Raw genomic sequence first — 18908 nt, 5'->3', positions numbered from 1 at the left:
CTTTTTCGGAAAATAATCACGGGTGCTTCCGATGCGGCACCACGCTCACCCAGAAGCGCGTGCTCTGGCGCACGTCGACGGGCAAGGTGCGCGTCAGCATGTCGAGCACTTGCGTCGTGTCGGCCAGCGGATAGATGCCCGACACGCGCAGGTGGGCGATGGCCGGATCGCAGGCCAGGCGCCCTTGGCGATAGCGGGCCAGCTCGCCGACAAAATCGGCCAGCGGCATGTCGTGCGCCACCAGCATGCCGGCCGTCCACGCATCCGCACCGGCAGGCAAGGTTTGCACGCTACCGATCTGCGCCGCCGTGAAGCTGGCTTGCTGGCCGGCCTGCAGCCTGCGTACGGCGGCGGGCGCCTGTTCCGGCAGAATATCGACGGCGCCCGCGAACACACCCAGGTGCGTGCGTCCCCCTTCCGCGCGCACGGCAAAACGCGTGCCCACGGGCTGCAAGCGGCCTTGCGCCGTGCGCACGAAAAAGGGACGGCCAGCCGCATCGCGCGCCGTACTGACCATGATCTCGCCTTTTAACAAGGTCACCAGGCGCTGGCCCGCATCGTAGCGCACGTCGATGCTGGACGCCGTGTTGAGCGCGATGCGCGTGCCGTCTGCCAGCACGAGGTGGCGCAGCTCGCCCGTGCCGGTGCGGTAATCGGCCAGCCAGAAGGCCGCCTGTTCGTCGCCGCCCGCCAGCCAGGCGCCGCCGCCCACGGCCAGCAGCGCCAGCAGCTTGAGCGACTGCCGGCGCGCCGCGTTGGCCTGCGCATGCGCGGGCTTGCGCGCCAGGGTGCCGTGCGCCAGCGGCGCGGGCAAGGCACGCATGCGCGCCATGCAGCCTTCCACGTGCTGCCAGGCCTGCTCGTTTTCCGGGTCGCTGCCGCGCCAAGTGCGCCAGGCCTGCTCCACTTCGGGCGTGGCGTCTCCGGCCTGCAAGCGCACCAGCCATTCGACAGCCTGCAGGCTGGCCGCTTCCGGCCTCAGGGCGCCCATCACGGCGCCGACGGGGAAAAGAAGCACTGGTGCATGGCTTTGACCAGGTGGCGCTGCACGGTGGCCAGCGAGATGTTCAGTTCCAGCGCAATGGCCGCCTGCGGCATGCCGTCGAGCTGCGACAGCAGAAAAGCGCGGCGCACGGCGGGCGCCAGGCCGTCGAGGCGGCGGTCGATGTCGAACAGGGCTTCGAGCAGGATCGCCTGCGCCTCGGGATCGGGCGCGCACTGCGCGGGCAGGCTGGCCAGGGTTTCCAGGTAGGCCGCTTCCAGGTCGCGGCGGCGGTACAGATTGCCCAGCACGCCCTTGGCCACGGTGGTGAGGAAGGCGCGCGGCTCGCGCGCGGCGATGGCCTCGTCACGGTTCAGCAGGCGCATGAAGGTGTCGTGCGCCACGTCGGCCGCGTCAAACGCGTTGCCCAGCTTGTGCCGCAGCCAGCCTTGCAGCCAGCGGTGGTGATCGTGGTACAGGCTGCCCACCTCCTGGTGAACGCCGGGTTGGGCTGCCGACACGTTGCATGCTCCCTGGGTCGCAAATAATAATGATTCGCATTCTATATCTAGGCGGTGCTGCGGCGCAAGCGGCCTGCAAATGCCAGTTTGACGCGACTCTTTCCAAAATTGCCAGGCTGACCACGTCCACCGGCGCAGTGCACGGTGCAAGTTCTACCGGGCGCGCCTCGGCACGCGGCAATGATAGTATTGACAACATCACCGAGCCGGCCATCCTGGCCTGGCGTCCCTCCATTGAAAGGCAAACATACTGTTATCTGAACTGCTGACCAAACTGACCTGCGGTGACCTGGAAGGCGAGGAACTCGACGCGGCCGTCACCGCCATCACCAACGCGCCGTCCGCGCCACGCGACGAGTGGATCGACAGCGATGCGCATGCATACGCGGTGGCGCTCCTCTGGCACCTGGCTGGCTATACGGCGTCGGGCGACAAGCTCGATGAGCTGCACGAACAGATACAGGACATGTTCGACGAATTCCCCGACTTTCCGTACGCAATGCTCGAGGGAGGCGACGGTAGCGCGCTGCCCTATTTCGAGTGGCTGGACACGGAACTGGCGCAGCGCGCCGTGGACGAAGGCGGCTATGACCTGATCCAGATCGACGGCAACGGCACCGACCAGATGGATGCGCTGGTCGTGTACCGGCGCGATACAAACGACATCATCCAGGCGGCGGCATTGATGGGAGTGACGATAGGCCGCCCGCTCACCTACTATCGCGGCATCGAAGCGATGGTGGGCAAGCGGCCGGGGTAAGGATCAACGCCTATTGCATCGGCAAGGCCGCTACATCGACGGCTGGTGCCTGCCCCGTCGTGGGCCGCGTGAAGTTCTGGCTGGTTTTCACGTAGTCGGCAAAGAAGCCGCCGTTACGCAGGTAAAACTTGCCGTTTTCCAGGCCGCCCGCGTAATCCATGCGCTGCGCATTGGTGGCCGTGGCGTCGCCCGTGAACCTCCCCGCCGTCACTTCCGACCAGGCGCCTGAAACGTTCCTCGCCCACTGGTTGCCGAACTGGACGCGGCGCTCCGTATAGCCCAGAGTATCGATGAAGTTCTCGAGGAAAGAATGCAAGCCCGTCAAATACGTGGAAATCGCCGGGCGCTTCCAGGTGGCGATGTAGCGCCACTTGCCCGTCTCGGGCGCGTAGAACCAGGCCGAGTAATCGCTGCCGCCCTTGCCGTCCGGCCGCGCGCGCGTGATGAAGCGGTAGGTGGTGCCGGCCGCCCAGTTGTACGACAAATAGGTCTGGCCGCCCGTGCCTTCGCCGCCGAACGCGTTATCGACCACGCCGGCGCCCTTGCTGACCAGGGTGGTCTTCGCGCCATTGTCGGCGTCCCACACGGAAAACAGGATCCAGCGCTCGCTGGTCGATTTCACCTGGATGCCCATATAGCCCTGGCCAAAGCCGTTGGCCATGAAGTAGGAGCCGATGGCGTCCTGGCCCTTGGGGATCGTCATCTCGTTATAAAAATACTCGGTATTGGCCGGCACCGTGTAACCCATGTGCACGGACGGGCCGCGCCGCGACCAGTAGTAATTGGCCGGGTCGTTAGCGTAATTAAGCGCCGCGTTCGCAGTCACCTTCAACGCGGCGACGTCGCCAAACGTGGCTTTTGCGCGCGTCAACCCCTGCAAGTCCACCTTCACATAGCCGGCCGCCGGCACATTGACCGTGCCCACGGCATAGGTCTTGCGGGCCTTGCCGGCCAGCTTGACGTCGAACGGCGCGCCATTGATCTTCACGCGGATGGTGCTGTTGCCGCCATCGGCCAGGCTGGCGTCGAGCGCCACCTGGACGGGGCCCGCGCCGGCCACGCGGAAATACGTGCTGGCGACGGCATCGGGATTGCTCCAGCCGGCCAGGCCATGTTCGCCGATGACGGCGCCCTTGTCTCCGTTGGTGATGAAGGCATTGCCGGCCAGTTCCACGGTGGCGGGCGTGACCGCTGTGGCCACGCCCGTAGCCAGCAAGGCGGTGCCGCCCATGTCCGGGGTAGCGGTGGCAGTGGCGCCGCCGCAGGCTGCCAGCAGCAAGGGCATGGCGGGAAGAACTGCGCAGAGTAATGCACTTCTGTGTTTCATCAACGTCTCCTGGTGGTACGGCGTGCAACAGGCGCAAGAAGTCCTGCGGCGTGCGCCGCGGTTGAAAAACGGATCGGGACAGAAAAAACCCGCTACGGCGGCAGGCGCGGTAGCGGGGGGATGGAGCTTAGTACTTGCCGTCGAGGGCGAAGATCGGCTTGCGCGATTTCCACTGTCCGCCCGTGAAGTCGGGGAAGTCCAGGGTCTGGAAGTTGGCGGCGATCGATTGCTCGGACAGGGGTGTGATGGCGCTCCACGTCACGGCATCGTAGATATCGATCGGCATCGGCGCATTGGCCTTCAGGGCTTCGACAAAGGCGTGGATGACGAAGAAGTCCATGCCGCCGTGGCCCGCGCCTTCCGCCTGCGCCGCATACTTGCGCCATACCGGGTGCTCATACTTGTCCTGGTAAGCCTTGAAGTCATCCCACTGGTGCGGCTTGCTGACGCCCTCGATATGGATGGCATTGTTCAAGTCCATCCACAGGCCGTCCGTGCCTTGCACGCGGAAGCCCAGCGAATACGGGCGCGGCAGGCTCGTATCGTGCTGCAGGATGATGGTTTCGCCGTTTTCGCACGCCAGGGTGGTGGTGACCACGTCGCCCAGCTTGAATTTCACCTTGGCGTTCGCATGCTGCGCGCCGCCCGGCTGCTTGACGATGTAGTCGTGCAAGCCGCGCGCCTTGGTAGCGAAGGCGTTGATGCGCGTAAAACGGTTACCGCGGTTGATGTTGGTATACATGGCGCACGGGCCGATGCCGTGGCTTGGATACAGCTCGCCATTGCGCTCGACCGAGTGCTGCGTGCGCCAATGGGCTTCCGACCAGCCTTTTTCGCCGAATTCCACGCCGCCGCCATACGGCTTGGCTGGATTGCCGCTGTTGAATTTGACGGCGCGCAAATCGTGCTGGTAGCCGCCCTGCAGGTGCAGCAGTTCGCCGAACAGGCCCGCGCGCACCATCTGCAGCGCAGCCATCACGTCGCGGCGGTAGCACACGTTCTCCAGCAACATGTACGGCGTGCCCGTTTTCAGCTGGGTGTTCAGGACATCCCAGTGGTCTTGCAGGGTGATGCCGGCCACCACTTCGCAACCGACGGGTATCTTCGCCTGCATGGCGGCGATCGCCATGGGCGCATGGAATTCCCACGGCGTGGCGATGATCACGCCATCGAGGCCACCCGCGTCCAGCATGCGCTTGTAGGCTTTCTGGTCGCGGTCTTCGCCATACGTGCGCGGACGGGGCTTGCCGGCTTTGGCTACCTGGCCCAGCGCGTGTTTCAGCATGATCGGCTCGATATCGCACAGGGCGACCACTTCCACGTCGTCGCGGCGCACCAGTTCAGCCAGCAGCACCTGGCCGCGCATGCCCGTGCCGATCACGCCCAGGCGGACCTTGTCGCGGCCTGCCACGGGGGTGGCGTTGGCGTCGCCGGGCAGCAGTGCGCTGCCGGCCATGGCGCCACCGGCCAGCGCGGCGCTGGCGGAGAGGAAATTGCGTCGATTGATTTGTGTTGTCATTGGTCTCTACTCGCTTCCATTGGTAATGTTCGTCGCCGGCCCGCCATACAGCGGACCGGCTGCAGTTTAATAGGTGTATTCAGCCGTGAAGCGCACCGAACGCGGCGCCGTACGTCCATCGACCTGCAGGTAATTGCGGGAGATGGCGCCATGGTCTTCGCGCGTTTCGGTGTAGCGGGTCACGGTCTGGCTGTTGAACACATTGAAGACGTCCACTTTCAGGCTCAGGCCCTTGACGGCGCTGGGAGTATAGGCCACATTCATGTCCAGCTGGGCTTGCCACGGCAGGCGGCCCTGGCTGCCGCGCGGCGCCGGCTTGCCGTTGCAATAGAAGTAGGAATCATCATAATCTTTCTCGAACCTCAGGTTATCGGGCAGCGCGCCGATGCAGTTGCGCGGTGCGCCCGAGGTCAGCGACAGGTTGGCGCCCACCATCACGTCCAGGATGACCTGCATGAAACCGTAGGCCTTGAAGGCGTGGCGATGGTCGCCCGGCAGGTAGCCATACGCGTTGTACATCAGTTCCTTGTGGTCGTCGCTGACCGTCAGGCCCACGTCGCCGCCGCCGATGCTGTCCGTCTGGCCTTCCATATTGCCCTTCAGGCCGGACAAGGTGTAGGTCAGCTTGCCGTACCAGCCGTTCGTGTACGGGTGCTCGATGAACATGTTCAAGGCGCGGTAGGTGCGCGATGGCAGCGGGTTGCCCCACTCCGCCGCCGAAATATCCACGCGGCGCAGGCCCTTGCCATCGTCAAAGTCCACCATCAGGCTGTTGTCGCGGCCAGGGTTGATGATGGCGCACTGGAAGCCGCTCCATTTGCCCGTGTCGACGCCGTTGCGCGTGGCCCAGGCTTGCAGCGGACGCTCGTCGCAGACGTCGTCGTTGGTGTCGTTCAGCTTGCGGTACAGAAAGCTGGCGCCCACCACCAGCTTCTTGCTCAGGGCGCGTTCGAAGCCCAGCGAGAATTCATCCTGCGACAGCGGCTTCAGGCCCACGGCCGTCACCTCGCGCGCGTCGCGGCTCTGACCATACGCGTTGTTGGCCGAATACGGCTTGCTGATGGCGTGCAGGCCCGTCGGCGCGCCCGTGACGGGATCGACGCCCGTGTAGGTGAACATCTCGCTGGTGGCCAGGAAGGGGCTGGCCATGTTGCTCGACAAATTCGATGGCACCGGCAGGTGGTAGCGACCGCCGTTGGCGAAGAATTTCAGGGTGCCGTCGCCCAGGTAATCCCAGGTGGCGCCCACGCGCGGGGCGATCATGTTGCGCTGCGAAATGAAGGCCACGCCATCGGTGCTGTAGTTGGTAAACTGTTCGCGGCGCAGGCCCAGGTCCAGCAGCACCCGTTCCGTGACCTGGTAGTGATCCTGGATGTACTGCGCCGATTGCACGCTGGTCGGACGCGCCAGGTTGGCGTTCAATTCCTTGCTGACGTAATAGCCGTCCTTGCCGTAGCCGTTGCCCTGGGCCGGCGTTTCAAAGGCGCCGTTGATCAGGAGCGTCGGATCCTTGACCTTCTGGTACTTCCAGCGGTAGCCGCCGGCCAGGCTCAGGCCCACTTTCGATTCCACGTCGATGCGGTCGATGCCGCCGCGCAGCGAATGCTTGCCCAGCTTGTATTCCAGGTCCAGGCGCTTGGCTTTCTGGCGGTCTTCCGACGACGGGTCGACCAGAGTACCGGTCACCATTTGCGGATTGGTGTACGTCAGGCCAGGCACCTGGGTCGATTCATTCGACGACGTTTGCGCCAGCAGCGGATTGTAGCCTTCCGGGGTACGGCGGTGCGAAGTGCGCGACTGCCCCATCATCGCCGTCACCGTCAGGTTGTCCGTCAGGTAGCCCGTGTACTTGAAGATGTCGACATTCGCGCCCGGCGCGGCCGACGAGCCGCAGCAGTTGATGGTGGTCTCGCTCCCGCCGCCAGCCACGTTGTTGCGTTTCAAGGTGGCATAGTCAAAACCATAGCTCTGGCTGTCCGTAGTCGTGCGGTCATACAGCTTGGTATATTCAAAGTGATGGTCGTCCGTCAGGTTGTAGTCCAGCTTGGCCATCATGCGGTCAACCTTGCTCTTGCTCTCGCGCCAGCCGTTCGGCAGCACCTTGTCCACCAAGTCGTCGCGCGCACCGGCGACGGCGCCGCCGTCCGTGCGCGTCTGTTCCAGCGCCACGAAGGCGAACAGCTTGTTCTTGATCAGCGGTCCGCTGCCGTACAAGCCGACCACCTTGCTGGTGCTGCCGTTATCGCGGTTCCAGTACTTCAAGGTGCCATCCGTCTCCGGATTGGCGCCCGTGTTCGGGTAGTACCGGTTTTCCGTCGTGCCCTTCAGCGAGCGGGGGATGATGGAGACCTTGCCGCCGAATTCGACCTTGTTGCCGCCGCTCTTGGTGGTGATGTTGATCACGCCGCCCGTCGAGCGGCCGAACTCCGAGCCGTAGCCGCCCGACAGCACCTGCAGGTTGGAGATCGCGCCAAACGGCAGCTCCGACGCGCCCACCTGGGTCAGGAGGTTGGTGATGGGGAAGCCGTTGACGTAGAACGCGTTTTCGGACTGGCCCGAGCCGCCGATCGACGGTGCATTGCCATACACGCTGTTGGTGCCGCGCGCCACGCCCGGCGTCAGCTGCACGATGGAGGCGACATCGTTGCCGACCGGCAGCGCCTTCAATTCCTTGGCCGTGAAGATCACGCCATTGTTGGTGTTCGACACGTCGATCGGATTGCGCGACGCCTTCACCACGACGGTCTGCTCCTGGCCCACGGGGCCAGCCGCGCTGGCCGGGCCGAAGTTCGCTTCCGCGCCGGCGCCGATCAGGGCCTCGACTTCCTGCGACGCTTCCACCGAACCGGCACGCAGCACGCGCACCGCATAGCGGCCTGGCGGCATGGAGTTGGCCACATAGCGGCCCGACGTATCCGGCGTCAGGCTGCGCTGCACGCCCGTCGCCAGGTTTTCCAGCACCACGGTGGCGCCGGCCGGCGCGCTCACTTCGCCGAAAATGGTACTCGTGGCGTTCGACTGTGCCCAGGCCTGGCCTGGCACGCCGGCCGCCAGTGCGATCACGATCGCGGCGGCGCGGCTGATGTCGCGCAATTTGAGTCGGGTGCTATGCATGATGTCTCTCCGTCTATATCGAGGGTTATGCGCGCCCTCCCCGCTCCAGGGCGGAGTCGGGGGAACGCAATTTTTATGGCGGTCGTCGGCCGGTGCAACCAGGCAGTTGCACCTTTCGGGAAATCAGTCCGCATCGGCTGATTTTCGTTTTCTTGGGATTACTTTAAAAAGAAAAATAAGTATCGTCAACAAAAAGAAAGTTAAAACGGTAATTTATCGCTCAATCGAGCAAATAAATGCAATTTATCTTTCGATTTAATCTGTTGAGCGTAAAATAACTTTCGTTATCGTGGTATGGCAGATACACGCGTCTGCAAGAAGGTGGCAAACAGAGGACGATACGTGCGGGAATCAGGGGAGGAAAACACGAAAGACGACAGGGCAAACGTCTTTCGCTTACGTTTATCTTTCGTATTGTGCATTTCGGAACATTGTCTTTTCTTTTCCATGGCAAAACCCCGGGCCGCCACAGGCAGGCTGGCGGGCCGGGGCAGTGTCACGCCTTAAAAGAACTTGTAGCTGGCCGACAGGGCAAATTGGCGGCCGAACAGATCCTGGCTATGGTTGTAGCCTTCCCAGCCGTTCGGGTCGTAGTACGGCTGCTTGTTGAAGGCGTTTTTCACGTTCAGGCCCACGTCCAGGTGCTTGATCGGCTTCCAGCTGAACGCCAGGTTCACCGTCGTGTACGACGGCGCCCCCTTGCACTGGCCGGCCGGCAGCGCCACGGAGGCGGCGGTGCAGTTTTCCGGCGTGTTGTCCTTGTCCCAGGGGCCATACGCCCAGCGCGTCTTGCCCGAGTAGTTGATGAAGACACTGCTGACGAAGTTGCGGTAGCTCCAGTCGGCGTTGACGGTGGCGCGGTAGCGCGGCGAATCGTAGTAGCCGACGGTGTTGCCCTTGATGTCGCTGCCGTCTTCGCTGTCGTGGGTGTCGCGCTTGCGGATGGTGGCCGCAATGCCCGTACTCAGCTTGCCCATGTCTCCCAGCGAAAAGCGCGTGCGCGCATCGATGTCGACGCCGTCCATCAGGGTGCGGCCACGGTTCGAATACGAGTTGATCAAGCCGCCCAGGTTGCCCACCGAGTAGCCGGGCACGCCGCCCGCGCACACGCCCGCGTTGGCGGGATTGGCGCACATGGCCGCCACGGCCGCCACATTGCCACGGTCAGCGTCGGTCAGGTCATTGCGGATGGCGCTGGGCGTGCCGGCCAGGGTCGGACCGTATTTGTCCACCAGTTCCGTAAACAGCTCGTTGAAGTCCTGGCGCACGATTTCGTCGCGGCGGTTGATGAACCAATAATCGATGGAAATGCTCACGTCCTTGGCCGGCTGCAGCACCAGACCGACGGTGGAAATCTTGGCCTTCTCCGGACGCAGGTTCTGGTTCGGCGGCGTCAGGCCGCCCACCGTCGTCGAGCAATTCGAATTGAGCAGGCTCTTGCCCAGGTCCGCATCCGTCGCCACCTTGGACTTCATCAGCGCGCGCGCCATGGCATTCGTTTCATCGCAGCGCACCGTGTCGCGGATGCCGCCCACCTGCGCAAAGACGCCGCCCGTGCCCGATTCGGCCAGGTTGGGCGCGCGGAAGCCTTCAGAATACGTCCCGCGCAGCATCAGGTCGGGCCGCGCGCGCCAGATCACGCCCAGCTTGGGCGCCAGGTTGGCGGCGAAATGCGGATATTTGTCCAGGCGCGCGGCCGCATTCACTTCCAGTGTGTCGGAAAGCGGCACCACCACCTCGCCAAACACGGCGGCGATGGTGCGCCGGCCGTCGAACCAGGAACCGCCCTGCTGCGTGATCAGGCCATTGGCCGCATCCGTGTTGCCGGGCGTGAGAAAACTCTCGCGCATGACGTTGGTGCCCACGGCGGCGCGCACTTCGCGCTCGCCCAGCTTGAACAAGGTGCCTTCCAGCTTCGCATCCCAGGTCATCAGCTTGGTCCAGGATTCGATGGCGAAGGTGGGATAGGCGGCGCGCAGCAGCGCCGCATTGGCCTCGCTGATTTCGCCGAACTTGTAGGCGGGATTGTCCGAAATGAACGTGCGGCCGCTGACGGGGTCTTTCGTGAACGGGCCGAATGCCTGTTCAAAACCCTTGATGTTGATGTTCGCCGTCTGGAACAAGGTGGAATGGCTGCCCGCCACGCTGAGCGCCGTTTCAAAATCCCAGCCGCCGCCGATGCTGCCGCGCAGGCCGACGAGCGCGCGGTAGTTTTCATCGACGTTCTTCTGGCCGAAGTGGCCCGTCGCATCCTGCAGCAGGTAGTTCAAGCCGGCCGCACCGCCCATCTTGGCCACCATGTCGGCATCGAGCTTGCCTTTCAGGTAGACGTTGTTGGGACTCAGGAAAGGCGTGGCGAAGGTGTTCAGGGTATTGCCCGTGTTGCGGGCGAACCAGTTGTTCGTGCTGCCGCTGTTGAAGCTGGACGGACCATTTTCGCCGCGCATCTTGATGTGGGTGAAGGCGCCCTCCGCGAACGCTTCCAGGTCGCCGCCCAGTTTCAGCCGGCCGCTCAGGTAGGCCGTGGCCCGCTCCGAGGTAGGCCCCGTGTCGAGCTGGTTGGGCAGCGCATTCCACACGCAGCGCGTGCCCGACGCTTCCGTGATGCTGGTGTTGCAGCCAGGCGCGGCGCGCTGGGTGCGGGCATTGTTGTTGGCCTTGTCGAAGACAAAGAAGGTTCCGGGGTTCATCGTGCCCGGTTCGCTGCCGACGCCCACGCGCATGTTCGGGATGAAGTTGGGATTATTCGCATAAAAATACGCGGGACGCTTCTGCCAAGTGTCGGCCAGCGCGATGCGGTCGCGCTGGTAGACGTTCACGGAACCGTAGATGTTGTAGCCGTCGCTGGCCAGGTCGCCCAGGCCATACAGCACGCTGGCCTGGCGCTCGCCATAGGATTTCACGCTGGGCGAAAACTCGCCGTTGGCGCGCGCTTCCAGCCCCTGATACGACTTCTTGGTGATGACGTTGATGACGCCGGCCACGGCATCGGAACCATACACGGCCGACGCGCCATCCGTGAGGATTTCCATGCGCTCGATGGCCGCGGCGGGAATGGCGTCGATATTGACGAACATGGTCTGGAAACCGGCCGGCGCGCCATAGAACGACAGGCGGCGGCCATTCAACAGCACCAGGGTGCCCTGCGCACCCAGGCCGCGCAGGTTCGCCTGCGAACCGCCGTCCGAGCCCGTGAACATCGAGCGGAAGTCCTGCTGCGCCGGACGGGCGGCGGGCAGGTTGTCGAGCACCTGCAGCAAGGTGAGCGCGCCCATGTTCTCGATCTGCTTGGCGTTGATCAGCTGTACGGGCGACGCCGTTTCCGCGTTGATGCGCTTCAGGCTGGACCCCGTCACTTCGACGCGCGCCAGCTTTTCTTCCTCCGCTGCCAGCGCCGTTGACGCCAATCCTACCGCCACCATGGCGGCCATCAGTTTTTTCAAGTGCATTCCCATCTCCCTTTTTATCAGTGATTTGTTTTCGTCAGGTTGCAAGAGCCCCTCCCCGGTCCGAAGAGGGGCTCGTTTTTGGTGAAATGATGAAGTGAAGTTGCTTAGCGCGGCTTGACGATCGCGCCTTCCGTGCCGGTCAGCACGGCGTTGGCCCAGTTGCCGCAGACCTGGGCCGGGTGGGCGCCGCGCGCGCCCAGGGTGCGCAAACTGAGCTGGCTCAGGCCGCGCACGTCGATTTCGGGTTTGACCACCCCGGGAGCCGTGACCAGGCCGCTGTCATACAGCAGCCGCTCACCGCTCCAGACCTGGAATTGCAAGCCGCCCGCGCTGCGGCAGCTATCGTCCACGCCCAGGTCGGCACGCAGCAGATTCCAGTTGCCCGCCAGTTGCAAGTCGATGCGGCTGGCGGGTCCCACGCCGAGGCCCTTGCGGAACCACAGCCCGTTCATGCGCATTTCGGCTGCCTTGCCAGCTGGCCTGTCTTTCGCGATATGCTTCGGCAGCGCCAGGTCCGACAGATAGCGCTGCACCTCCTCGCCTTCGGCCACGCGGTGCTCGAGTACGCGGAATTCGGACAGGGTGACGGGCGCCACGTCGGTCGCCAGCGCCGCATCGAACGCGCGCGCCACCGGTACGCCTTGCGCCGCCGTCACCATCGGGTCGGTGGACGCCGCGCCATCGCCTTCCGGATTTTGCGTGCTCATCACGCGGAAGCGCAGCAGGCGCCCGGCCGTGGCGGGGAAGTTGATCGTCTGCGTGCCCTGTTCCAGTTTCAGGGTGCCACGCGCAAGCGGTGCGCCCCACTCTCCATTGTTGTCGCCGATGTAGATTTCATAGTCGCGCACCTGGCCATGCTTCCAGTGCTGGTCGTTGCGCGGCGCCAGTTCGATGCCGTCGACCAGGCGCCGCTCCGTAAAGCCGATCACCCATTCGTGCGGCCCGCTCTTCACGGACGGACTGCGCACGGTGCGGAACCACGTCTCCGGCTTGCCGTCGAAGGCGTTTTCCAGCGGATAGCCATTTTCCTCAAAGGGACGTCCCACCACCTGCATGGCGTCCGCCGGCAAGGCGCGGCCCGGCACGGGGGCGGCCGGGAAATCGGCGTCGACTCTCGCCACGGCCAGCGCGCCGGCGACCTGCAAGGTCAAGGCCTGGCGGATATCCTGCGCCGCCACCTTCACGTGCAGGGTGCCCTGGCGGTCGGCAGCATCGAAATACCAGGCATCAAACGCCTTGTCGTAGGCGGCGCGGTCGACGAACGCCGCGATCACGCGTTCGCCGGCCCGCACGGCGGCCGGGGCCTGGCCCGCCAGCATGCGCAGCGCATAGCCGCGGCGCGCTTCCTGGCCCTGGTACTGGCCATCGACGGCGCCGATGTCGACCTGCACGTCGCCGCCCGTCTGACGCATGCGGATGACTTGCTGGCTGAAGGCGCCGCCCTGGTACTGGCGCGTGTTGCCGTCGTCTTCATACAGCGTGTATTCGGAGCCGCCATGCGGGTAGATATCGAGCGTGAGCTGATCCTTCGGCTTCTGGCCGTCATACAGCATTTCCGGATACATGGGCAGGATGGCGCCGGCGCGGACAAAAACCGGAAGCTTGTCCAAGGTGACCTGCATGTCCAGGTCGCGCCCTTTCGCGTCCGCCGTGGCCTGGCGGCCGTCCCAGTAGTCGTACCACGTGCCCTGCGGCAGGTGGATGCCCTTGCGCCAGCCGCCGCTGACGGCCTGGCTGCGGTAGACGGGCGCCACCAGCACGTCGCGGCCCAGGAGGAACTGGTATTTATAGGCTTCCGTGTAGGCGGCCGGGTCTTGCGGGTAATCCCACATCAGGCCCCGCACCAGCGGCGCGCCCGATTGCTCCGCTTCGCGCACCAGCGTATACATATACGGCGTCAAACGCATCTTGAGTTTCAAGTAGCGGCGGTTGATGTCGCGGTACGGTTGTTCGAACCACCACGGATGCTTGCGCTCGGCCGCGGCCCAGCCGGACATGCCCATCAGCACGGGCGTAAAGCTTTTCCACTGCAAGTCGCGCAGATAGGTTTCCGGGCTGCCGCCAAAGATGGCGTCCACGTCGCCGGACGCATACGCCTGGCCGGACAGGCCCGAGCCGATCAGGGTAGGGATGTGCCAGCGGATGTAGTCCCAGCTGGCGCTCTGGTCGCCCGTCCAGGCCACGGCGTAGCGCTGGATGCCGGCCCAGCCCATCACCGTCCACAGAAATGGCCGGCTGTCGGAGTTGTTCAGGATGCCGTCATAGGCCGACTTGTTCGCGTCCATGGCAAACTGGTAGCCCTTGCCCGTCCACGCCACGTCCAGCTTTTGCACGCGGCTGCCCGCCTGGCCCACTTCCCAGGCGATCTTGTCGACGCCGTTTTCCGTCCACAGGCCCGTGCGAAAGCCGTAGCCGGCCAGGCCCTTCACCGTTTCCGGCAAGTTCGTGTAGCCGCAGCCATAGCCGTCGTTGGGCAAAATCCAGCCGCCCGGCATATCGTGTTCGCGGTATTTGCGCGCCACCGTTTCCACCACGTCCGGCGTCTTGCCCGTGGGGCCATCAGTCCAGCCCTTCGGCACGGAACCGGGCTTTTTCACGTTGTCGCCATCGTTGTAGCAATCGGCGTCGCCGTATTCCAGCGCCCAGCGGGGCAGCATGCGGGCGCGGCCCGTCAAGTCCGTGTAGCGGGCGACGACGTCGCGCACGTCCTTGCCGACGAAGAAATACGCGTCATAGCGGCCTTCCGCGTGCTGCAGCGAGATCTGTTCCTTGTCGCGCAAGTCGTAGTTCCCGTCGGACCAGGTATTGCGCAGCATGCCCCAGCCCCGTGAACTCATGAGAAATGGCGCGGGATTCGGCCGGTCGCCCTCTTCCCAGCCGCCCGAATACGACACGGGCACCTGCTTGCCCTTGAATTCAAAGCGGCCATTCTGCTGGCCGCCGCCAAAGTATCGTTCGCCGGGCAAGCTGGAAAGCACCTGCACGCCCTGCTTGTCGTCGAGCGACAGCGGCTGCACTTCGCGCCACAGGGGCACCGCGTCGCCCTTGCGGTACAAGGTAAAGCGCAGCGGCTTGCGGTCGATGCGCAGGCTCAGGGCTTCGGTGCTGATCAGGATATGGCCGGGCTGTTCGTCGATCTGGTATGCCACCTGTGCGGCCGGCTGGCCCACGACGATGGGCGCGGCCTTGTCGCCGGGGCCCGTCAAGCCCCCCTTGCCGCCCGCCTGGATGCGCAGCACGTCCGCCTGCGGCAGGCTGATACGCAACTGCATGCCCGTGTCGCTGCGCACATCCCAGCCCAGCGCCTCGCCCTTGACCACGTCGGCCGGGTGCACGGCGGACAATGACTGCAGATTGCCGATGGTCGCGGCCTGCAAGCCAGGGGCAGACAGAGTGGCAAGAGCGGCGAGGACACAGGCGGCAAGGAGGCGGCGGGGAAGCGGGAGAGGTTTCATCGGCTGGCTTTCAGAAGTAATTCAATAAAATTACTTTAAGAAGAAAAATAAATATCGTCAACCAAAAGAAAGTTTTGGCGCCAATTTATTAATAAAATACCTAAAATCAGCTCATTTATCTTACGTTTTACTAAAAAATTACGATACATACTTTCGTTATCGTCGCATTTCAGCGACAGGCCGCGCCGCCACACGCTTTCACGCTGCACTGCAGCACACTATCACACCGTTAAAACGACACAATTTCGCAAGTCGATTAAAAATTTACTTTCGTTTTACTTTCGTATTTGACTTTTCGAAATTTAGTATTTATGCTTTCTCCAACAAACACTTTACTGACACTCCATGACTACCCTTCTTCAGCGTGACATTCAAACCTGGCGCGACATCGGCGGCCTGCACACGGCCGAGGAAATCGCCCACCAGCCAGCCATCTGGCGCGCGCTGTCCGGCATTTTGCGCAACGAGCAAGCCAGCCTGGCCGCCTTCCTGGGCGACGCGCTGTCCAATCCGCAGCAGCGCGTCATCCTGACGGGCGCCGGCAGCTCGGCCTATGTGGGCGAGATCGTCGTCGATACCCTGAACGCGGCCTGGCCCGCGCAGATCCGCGCCATCGCCACCACCACCCTGCTGACACACCATGAGCTGTACCTGGAAGCGGATGCGCCCACCCTGCTCGTCTCGTTTGCCCGCAGCGGCGACAGCCCGGAAAGCCTGGCGGCCGTGGAACTGCTGCGCCAGGTCGTGCCCGGCGCGCGTTTCCTGAACATCACCTGCAACGCCGACGGCAAGCTGGCGCGCCAGGGCGCCAACGACAGCAACACCTATAACCTGCTGATGCCGGAAGGCAGCTGCGACCGCGGCTTCGCCATGACCAGCAGCTTTACCAGCATGCTGCTGGCGGCCCTGTCGGTGCTGGGCAAGGACACGGATCTCACGCGCCTCGACACCCTGGCGCAGCTGGGCGAGCAAGCCTTGCGCGACTGGTCGGCCCCCGTGGCGCAGCTGGGTTCAACACCCGTGCAACGCGTCGTCTACCTGGGCAGCGGCCCGCTGGAAGCGCTGGCCAAGGAAGCGGCCCTGAAAATCCTGGAATTGACGGGCGGCCGCGTGATGGCGATGGCGAATACCGCACTGGGATTCCGCCACGGCCCGAAATCGGCCGTCACCACGGAGTCGCTGGTAATCCTGCTGCGCAGCAGCAAGCCGCTGGCGCGCCAGTACGAAGACGATCTGCTGAAAGAACTGCAGCGCGACAGCGTGGCGCAGCGCTGTCTGACGGTAGGCATCGGCGGCGACTTATCTGCCAACTTAGCGGCCGATGCGCCGGCCTGGCCCGACGCCTGGCTGGCCCCTCTGTGGCTGCTGATGGCGCAGCAATATGCACTGCACCAGTCCGCGCTGCTGCAACTGCGCCCCGACAATCCATTCGCCGGCGGCATCGTCAACCGTGTCGTGCAGGGCGTCACCATCTATGGCCATGACCAATTCTAATCGCACCGCCGGCTACCACGGCATCGACATCGGCGGCAGCAAGATGGAGCTGGTCGCCTTTGCCGACCGCGACGGCGCGCTGACGGAAGTGTTCCGCGAACGGGTGGCCACGCCGGGCGACGATTTTGCCGCCTTCGTGCAAGCCATCGTCGACCTGGTGGCGCGCGGCGACGCCTCCCTGGGCACGACGGCGCCTGTCGGCATCGGCTTGCCCGGCGTGATCGACAGCGCCAGCGGACGCCAGCTCAGTTCCAACGTGCCGGCCCTGAACGGCCGCCTGGTGGCGCAAACCCTGCAGCAAGCCTTGCAGCGCCCTGTCGCCATCGGCAACGATTGCCAGTGCTTCGCCCTGTCGGAAGCGCAGGGCGGCGCGGCCGACAATGCCGCCAGCATGTTCGGCGCCATCCTCGGCACGGGCGCCGGCGGCGGCTACTGCGTGGGCGGCCAGCTGCTGCGCGGCTTTAACGGCGTAGCCGGCGAATGGGGCCACTGGAGCCTGCCCGCCACCCTGCTGGCGCAGCACGACCTGGCCGAATACCCCTGCCCGTGCGGCAAGGCGGGCTGCCTGGAACGCTATGTCTCCGGACCCGCCATGCGCAAGCTCCACGCGCATTTCGGCGGCGACGGCGCCGAACCGCTGGCCATCGTGGCGCGCGCCAACATGGGCGACGCCGTGGCCCAGCGCACGGTCGCCGTGCACCTCGATGTGCTGGGCCACGCGCTGGCCGGCCTGGTGCTGGCCTACGACCCGCACGTCATCGTGCTCGGCGGCGGCTTGTCCAAGCTGCCGCACCTGTACGACAAGCTGCCGGCCGCCGTCAAGCGCCACCTGTTCCCCGGCGTGCACGTGCCGCCTATCCTGCCGCCCCGCTTTGGCGACGCCGGCGGCGCGCGCGGCGCGGCCCTTTTGATACGACAACACACAAAGGCGTCAACATGATGAAGCAAGCGGAAAACCCGACTTTTACCCTGTCCCCGATCCAGCAAGTGATCAAGGCGCACCGCCGCGGCGAGCGCGTGGGGCTGTACGCCGTCTGCTGCAGCCACCCGAGCGTGCTGCGCGCCGCCATGCGCGTGGCCAGCGAATACGACACCGTGCTGCTGGTCGAGGCGACCTCGAACCAGGTCGACCAGTTCGGCGGCTACACGGGCATGACGCCGGCCGTTTTCCGCGACACCATGCTGGCCCTGGCCCGCGAACAGGGCTTCCCCGCCAGCCGCCTGGTGCTGGGCGGCGACCATCTGGGTCCGAACGCCTGGCAGCACCTCGATGCGGCCACCGCCATGGACCATGCCGAAACCCTGATCGCCGCGTATGCGTCGGCCGGTTTCCATAAAATCCACCTCGATTGCAGCATGCGCTGCGTGGATGACCCCTTGCAGCTCGACGATGAAACCGTGGCTGCCCGTTCCGCGCGCCTGTGCATCGTCGCCGAGGAAGCGGCCGCCGCCGCCGGCTTTGCGCCGCCCGTCTATGTGATCGGCACGGAAGTGCCGATTCCCGGCGGCGAAGCGTCGCTGGCGCAGGCAGGCGCCGTCACCAGCCCGCAAGCGGCGCGCCGCACCCTCGACGTGCACCGCCGCGCGTTTCTCGACAACGGCCTGCATGGCGCCTGGCGCCGCGTCATCGCCATGGTGGTGCAGCCGGGCGTCGATTTCGACCAGAGCAGCATCCAGCATTACGACGCGGACGCCGCCGCCGAGCTGTCGGCCTTTGTCGCCGAGCAGCCTGGCCTCGTGTTCGAAGCCCATTCCACCGACTACCAGCGCGAAACGGCGCTGCACGCCATGGTGCGCGACCATTTCGCCATCCTGAAAGTGGGCCCGGCCGCCACCTTCGCCCTGCGCGAGGCGCTGTTCGCCCTGTGCCAGATCGAGGAAGAACTGCTGCCGGCGCACGCCACCTCGCAGCTGATGCAAGTGCTCGACGACGTGATGGTGGCCAAGCCGAAGAACTGGATCAAGCATTACCTGGGCACGCCGGAAGAACAGCGATTGATGCGCCGCTACGGCTTGAGCGACCGTTGCCGCTATTACTGGGGCGAGCCGGAAGTGGCGGCCGCCGTCGGCAAGCTGCTGGCCAACCTGGACGCCGTGGCCATTCCGCTGCCGCTGCTGAGCCAGCATTTGCCGGAACAGTACCTGGCCGTGGTGCAGGGCAGCTTGCCAGCGCAGGCGCCGGCCTTGATCGAGCACAAGATCGGCAGCTTGCTGGCGCAATATGCGCGCGCCTGCAACCGCAATGCGGCAGTGGCCGTCATTGCCGAAGCGGCAATCTGTTAAGCTC

At 64.6% G+C, this 18908-nt stretch carries 12 protein-coding genes; 4 read left to right on the top strand and 8 right to left on the bottom strand.

The genetic code is table 11. From position 1 onward, the window contains the following. Positions 1-16: 16 nt before the first annotated feature. The 3 genes from O3299_RS05400 to O3299_RS05390 form a co-directional block, all read right to left on the bottom strand. Positions 17-991 carry a FecR domain-containing protein gene (locus O3299_RS05400; protein ID WP_305061691.1) on the bottom strand — a complete coding sequence of 325 codons (975 nt, stop codon included), beginning with the start codon at positions 989-991 and terminating at the stop codon, positions 17-19. Beyond that, entirely contained in the window at positions 991-1503 is a 513-nt protein-coding gene (locus O3299_RS05395; protein ID WP_305051745.1) for a sigma-70 family RNA polymerase sigma factor, read from the bottom strand. Before O3299_RS05395 ends, O3299_RS05400 begins: the two co-directional genes overlap by 1 nt. Before the next feature lie 253 nt (positions 1504-1756). Beyond that, complete coding sequence (locus tag O3299_RS05390) at positions 1757-1882, bottom strand: hypothetical protein (protein ID WP_305061690.1); 126 nt, start codon at positions 1880-1882, stop codon at positions 1757-1759. Positions 1883-1891: 9 nt separating this feature from the next. Between O3299_RS05390 and O3299_RS05385 the strand changes: the two genes are divergently transcribed. Next, complete coding sequence (locus O3299_RS05385; RefSeq protein WP_305061689.1) at positions 1892-2263, top strand: hypothetical protein; 372 nt, start codon at positions 1892-1894, stop codon at positions 2261-2263. A gap of 10 nt (positions 2264-2273) precedes the next feature. Here O3299_RS05385 and O3299_RS05380 read toward each other — a convergent pair whose 3' ends face one another. From O3299_RS05380 to O3299_RS05360, 5 genes are all read right to left on the bottom strand, one after another. Next, complete coding sequence (locus O3299_RS05380) at positions 2274-3590, bottom strand: DUF3472 domain-containing protein (protein ID WP_305061688.1); 1317 nt, start codon at positions 3588-3590, stop codon at positions 2274-2276. A gap of 127 nt (positions 3591-3717) precedes the next feature. Beyond that, positions 3718-5109, bottom strand: a complete 1392-nt coding sequence (locus O3299_RS05375; protein ID WP_305061687.1) for a Gfo/Idh/MocA family protein — start codon at positions 5107-5109, stop codon at positions 3718-3720. Positions 5110-5175: 66 nt separating this feature from the next. Continuing rightward, positions 5176-8223, bottom strand: a complete 3048-nt coding sequence (locus O3299_RS05370; protein WP_305061686.1) for a TonB-dependent receptor — start codon at positions 8221-8223, stop codon at positions 5176-5178. A 503-nt stretch (positions 8224-8726) separates the two neighbouring features. Continuing rightward, on the bottom strand, positions 8727-11672 hold the full coding sequence (locus O3299_RS05365) for a TonB-dependent siderophore receptor (protein WP_305061685.1): 2946 nt from the start codon (positions 11670-11672) through the stop codon (positions 8727-8729). Positions 11673-11776: 104 nt separating this feature from the next. Next, positions 11777-15127 carry a TIM-barrel domain-containing protein gene (locus O3299_RS05360; RefSeq protein ID WP_305061684.1) on the bottom strand — a complete coding sequence of 1117 codons (3351 nt, stop codon included), beginning with the start codon at positions 15125-15127 and terminating at the stop codon, positions 11777-11779. A 345-nt stretch (positions 15128-15472) separates the two neighbouring features. On the opposite strand from O3299_RS05360, the gene O3299_RS05355 reads away from it, so the two are divergent. The 3 genes from O3299_RS05355 to O3299_RS05345 are packed head-to-tail and all read left to right on the top strand — an operon-like array spanning position 15473 to position 18904. Then, positions 15473-16621 carry an SIS domain-containing protein gene (locus O3299_RS05355; RefSeq protein WP_099664232.1) on the top strand — a complete coding sequence of 383 codons (1149 nt, stop codon included), beginning with the start codon at positions 15473-15475 and terminating at the stop codon, positions 16619-16621. Further along, entirely contained in the window at positions 16608-17561 is a 954-nt protein-coding gene (locus O3299_RS05350; RefSeq protein ID WP_305061683.1) for an ROK family protein, read from the top strand. The genes O3299_RS05355 and O3299_RS05350 overlap by 14 nt, the downstream gene beginning before the upstream one ends. After that, entirely contained in the window at positions 17561-18904 is a 1344-nt protein-coding gene (locus O3299_RS05345; protein WP_305059877.1) for a D-tagatose-bisphosphate aldolase, class II, non-catalytic subunit, read from the top strand. The genes O3299_RS05350 and O3299_RS05345 overlap by 1 nt, the downstream gene beginning before the upstream one ends. The last annotated feature ends 4 nt before the right edge of the window (positions 18905-18908 follow it).

The organism is Janthinobacterium sp. SUN176, assembly GCF_030587335.1.
Lineage (GTDB): Bacteria > Pseudomonadota > Gammaproteobacteria > Burkholderiales > Burkholderiaceae_D > Janthinobacterium > Janthinobacterium kumbetense.
This window is presented reverse-complemented; position numbering and strand designations above follow the sequence as displayed.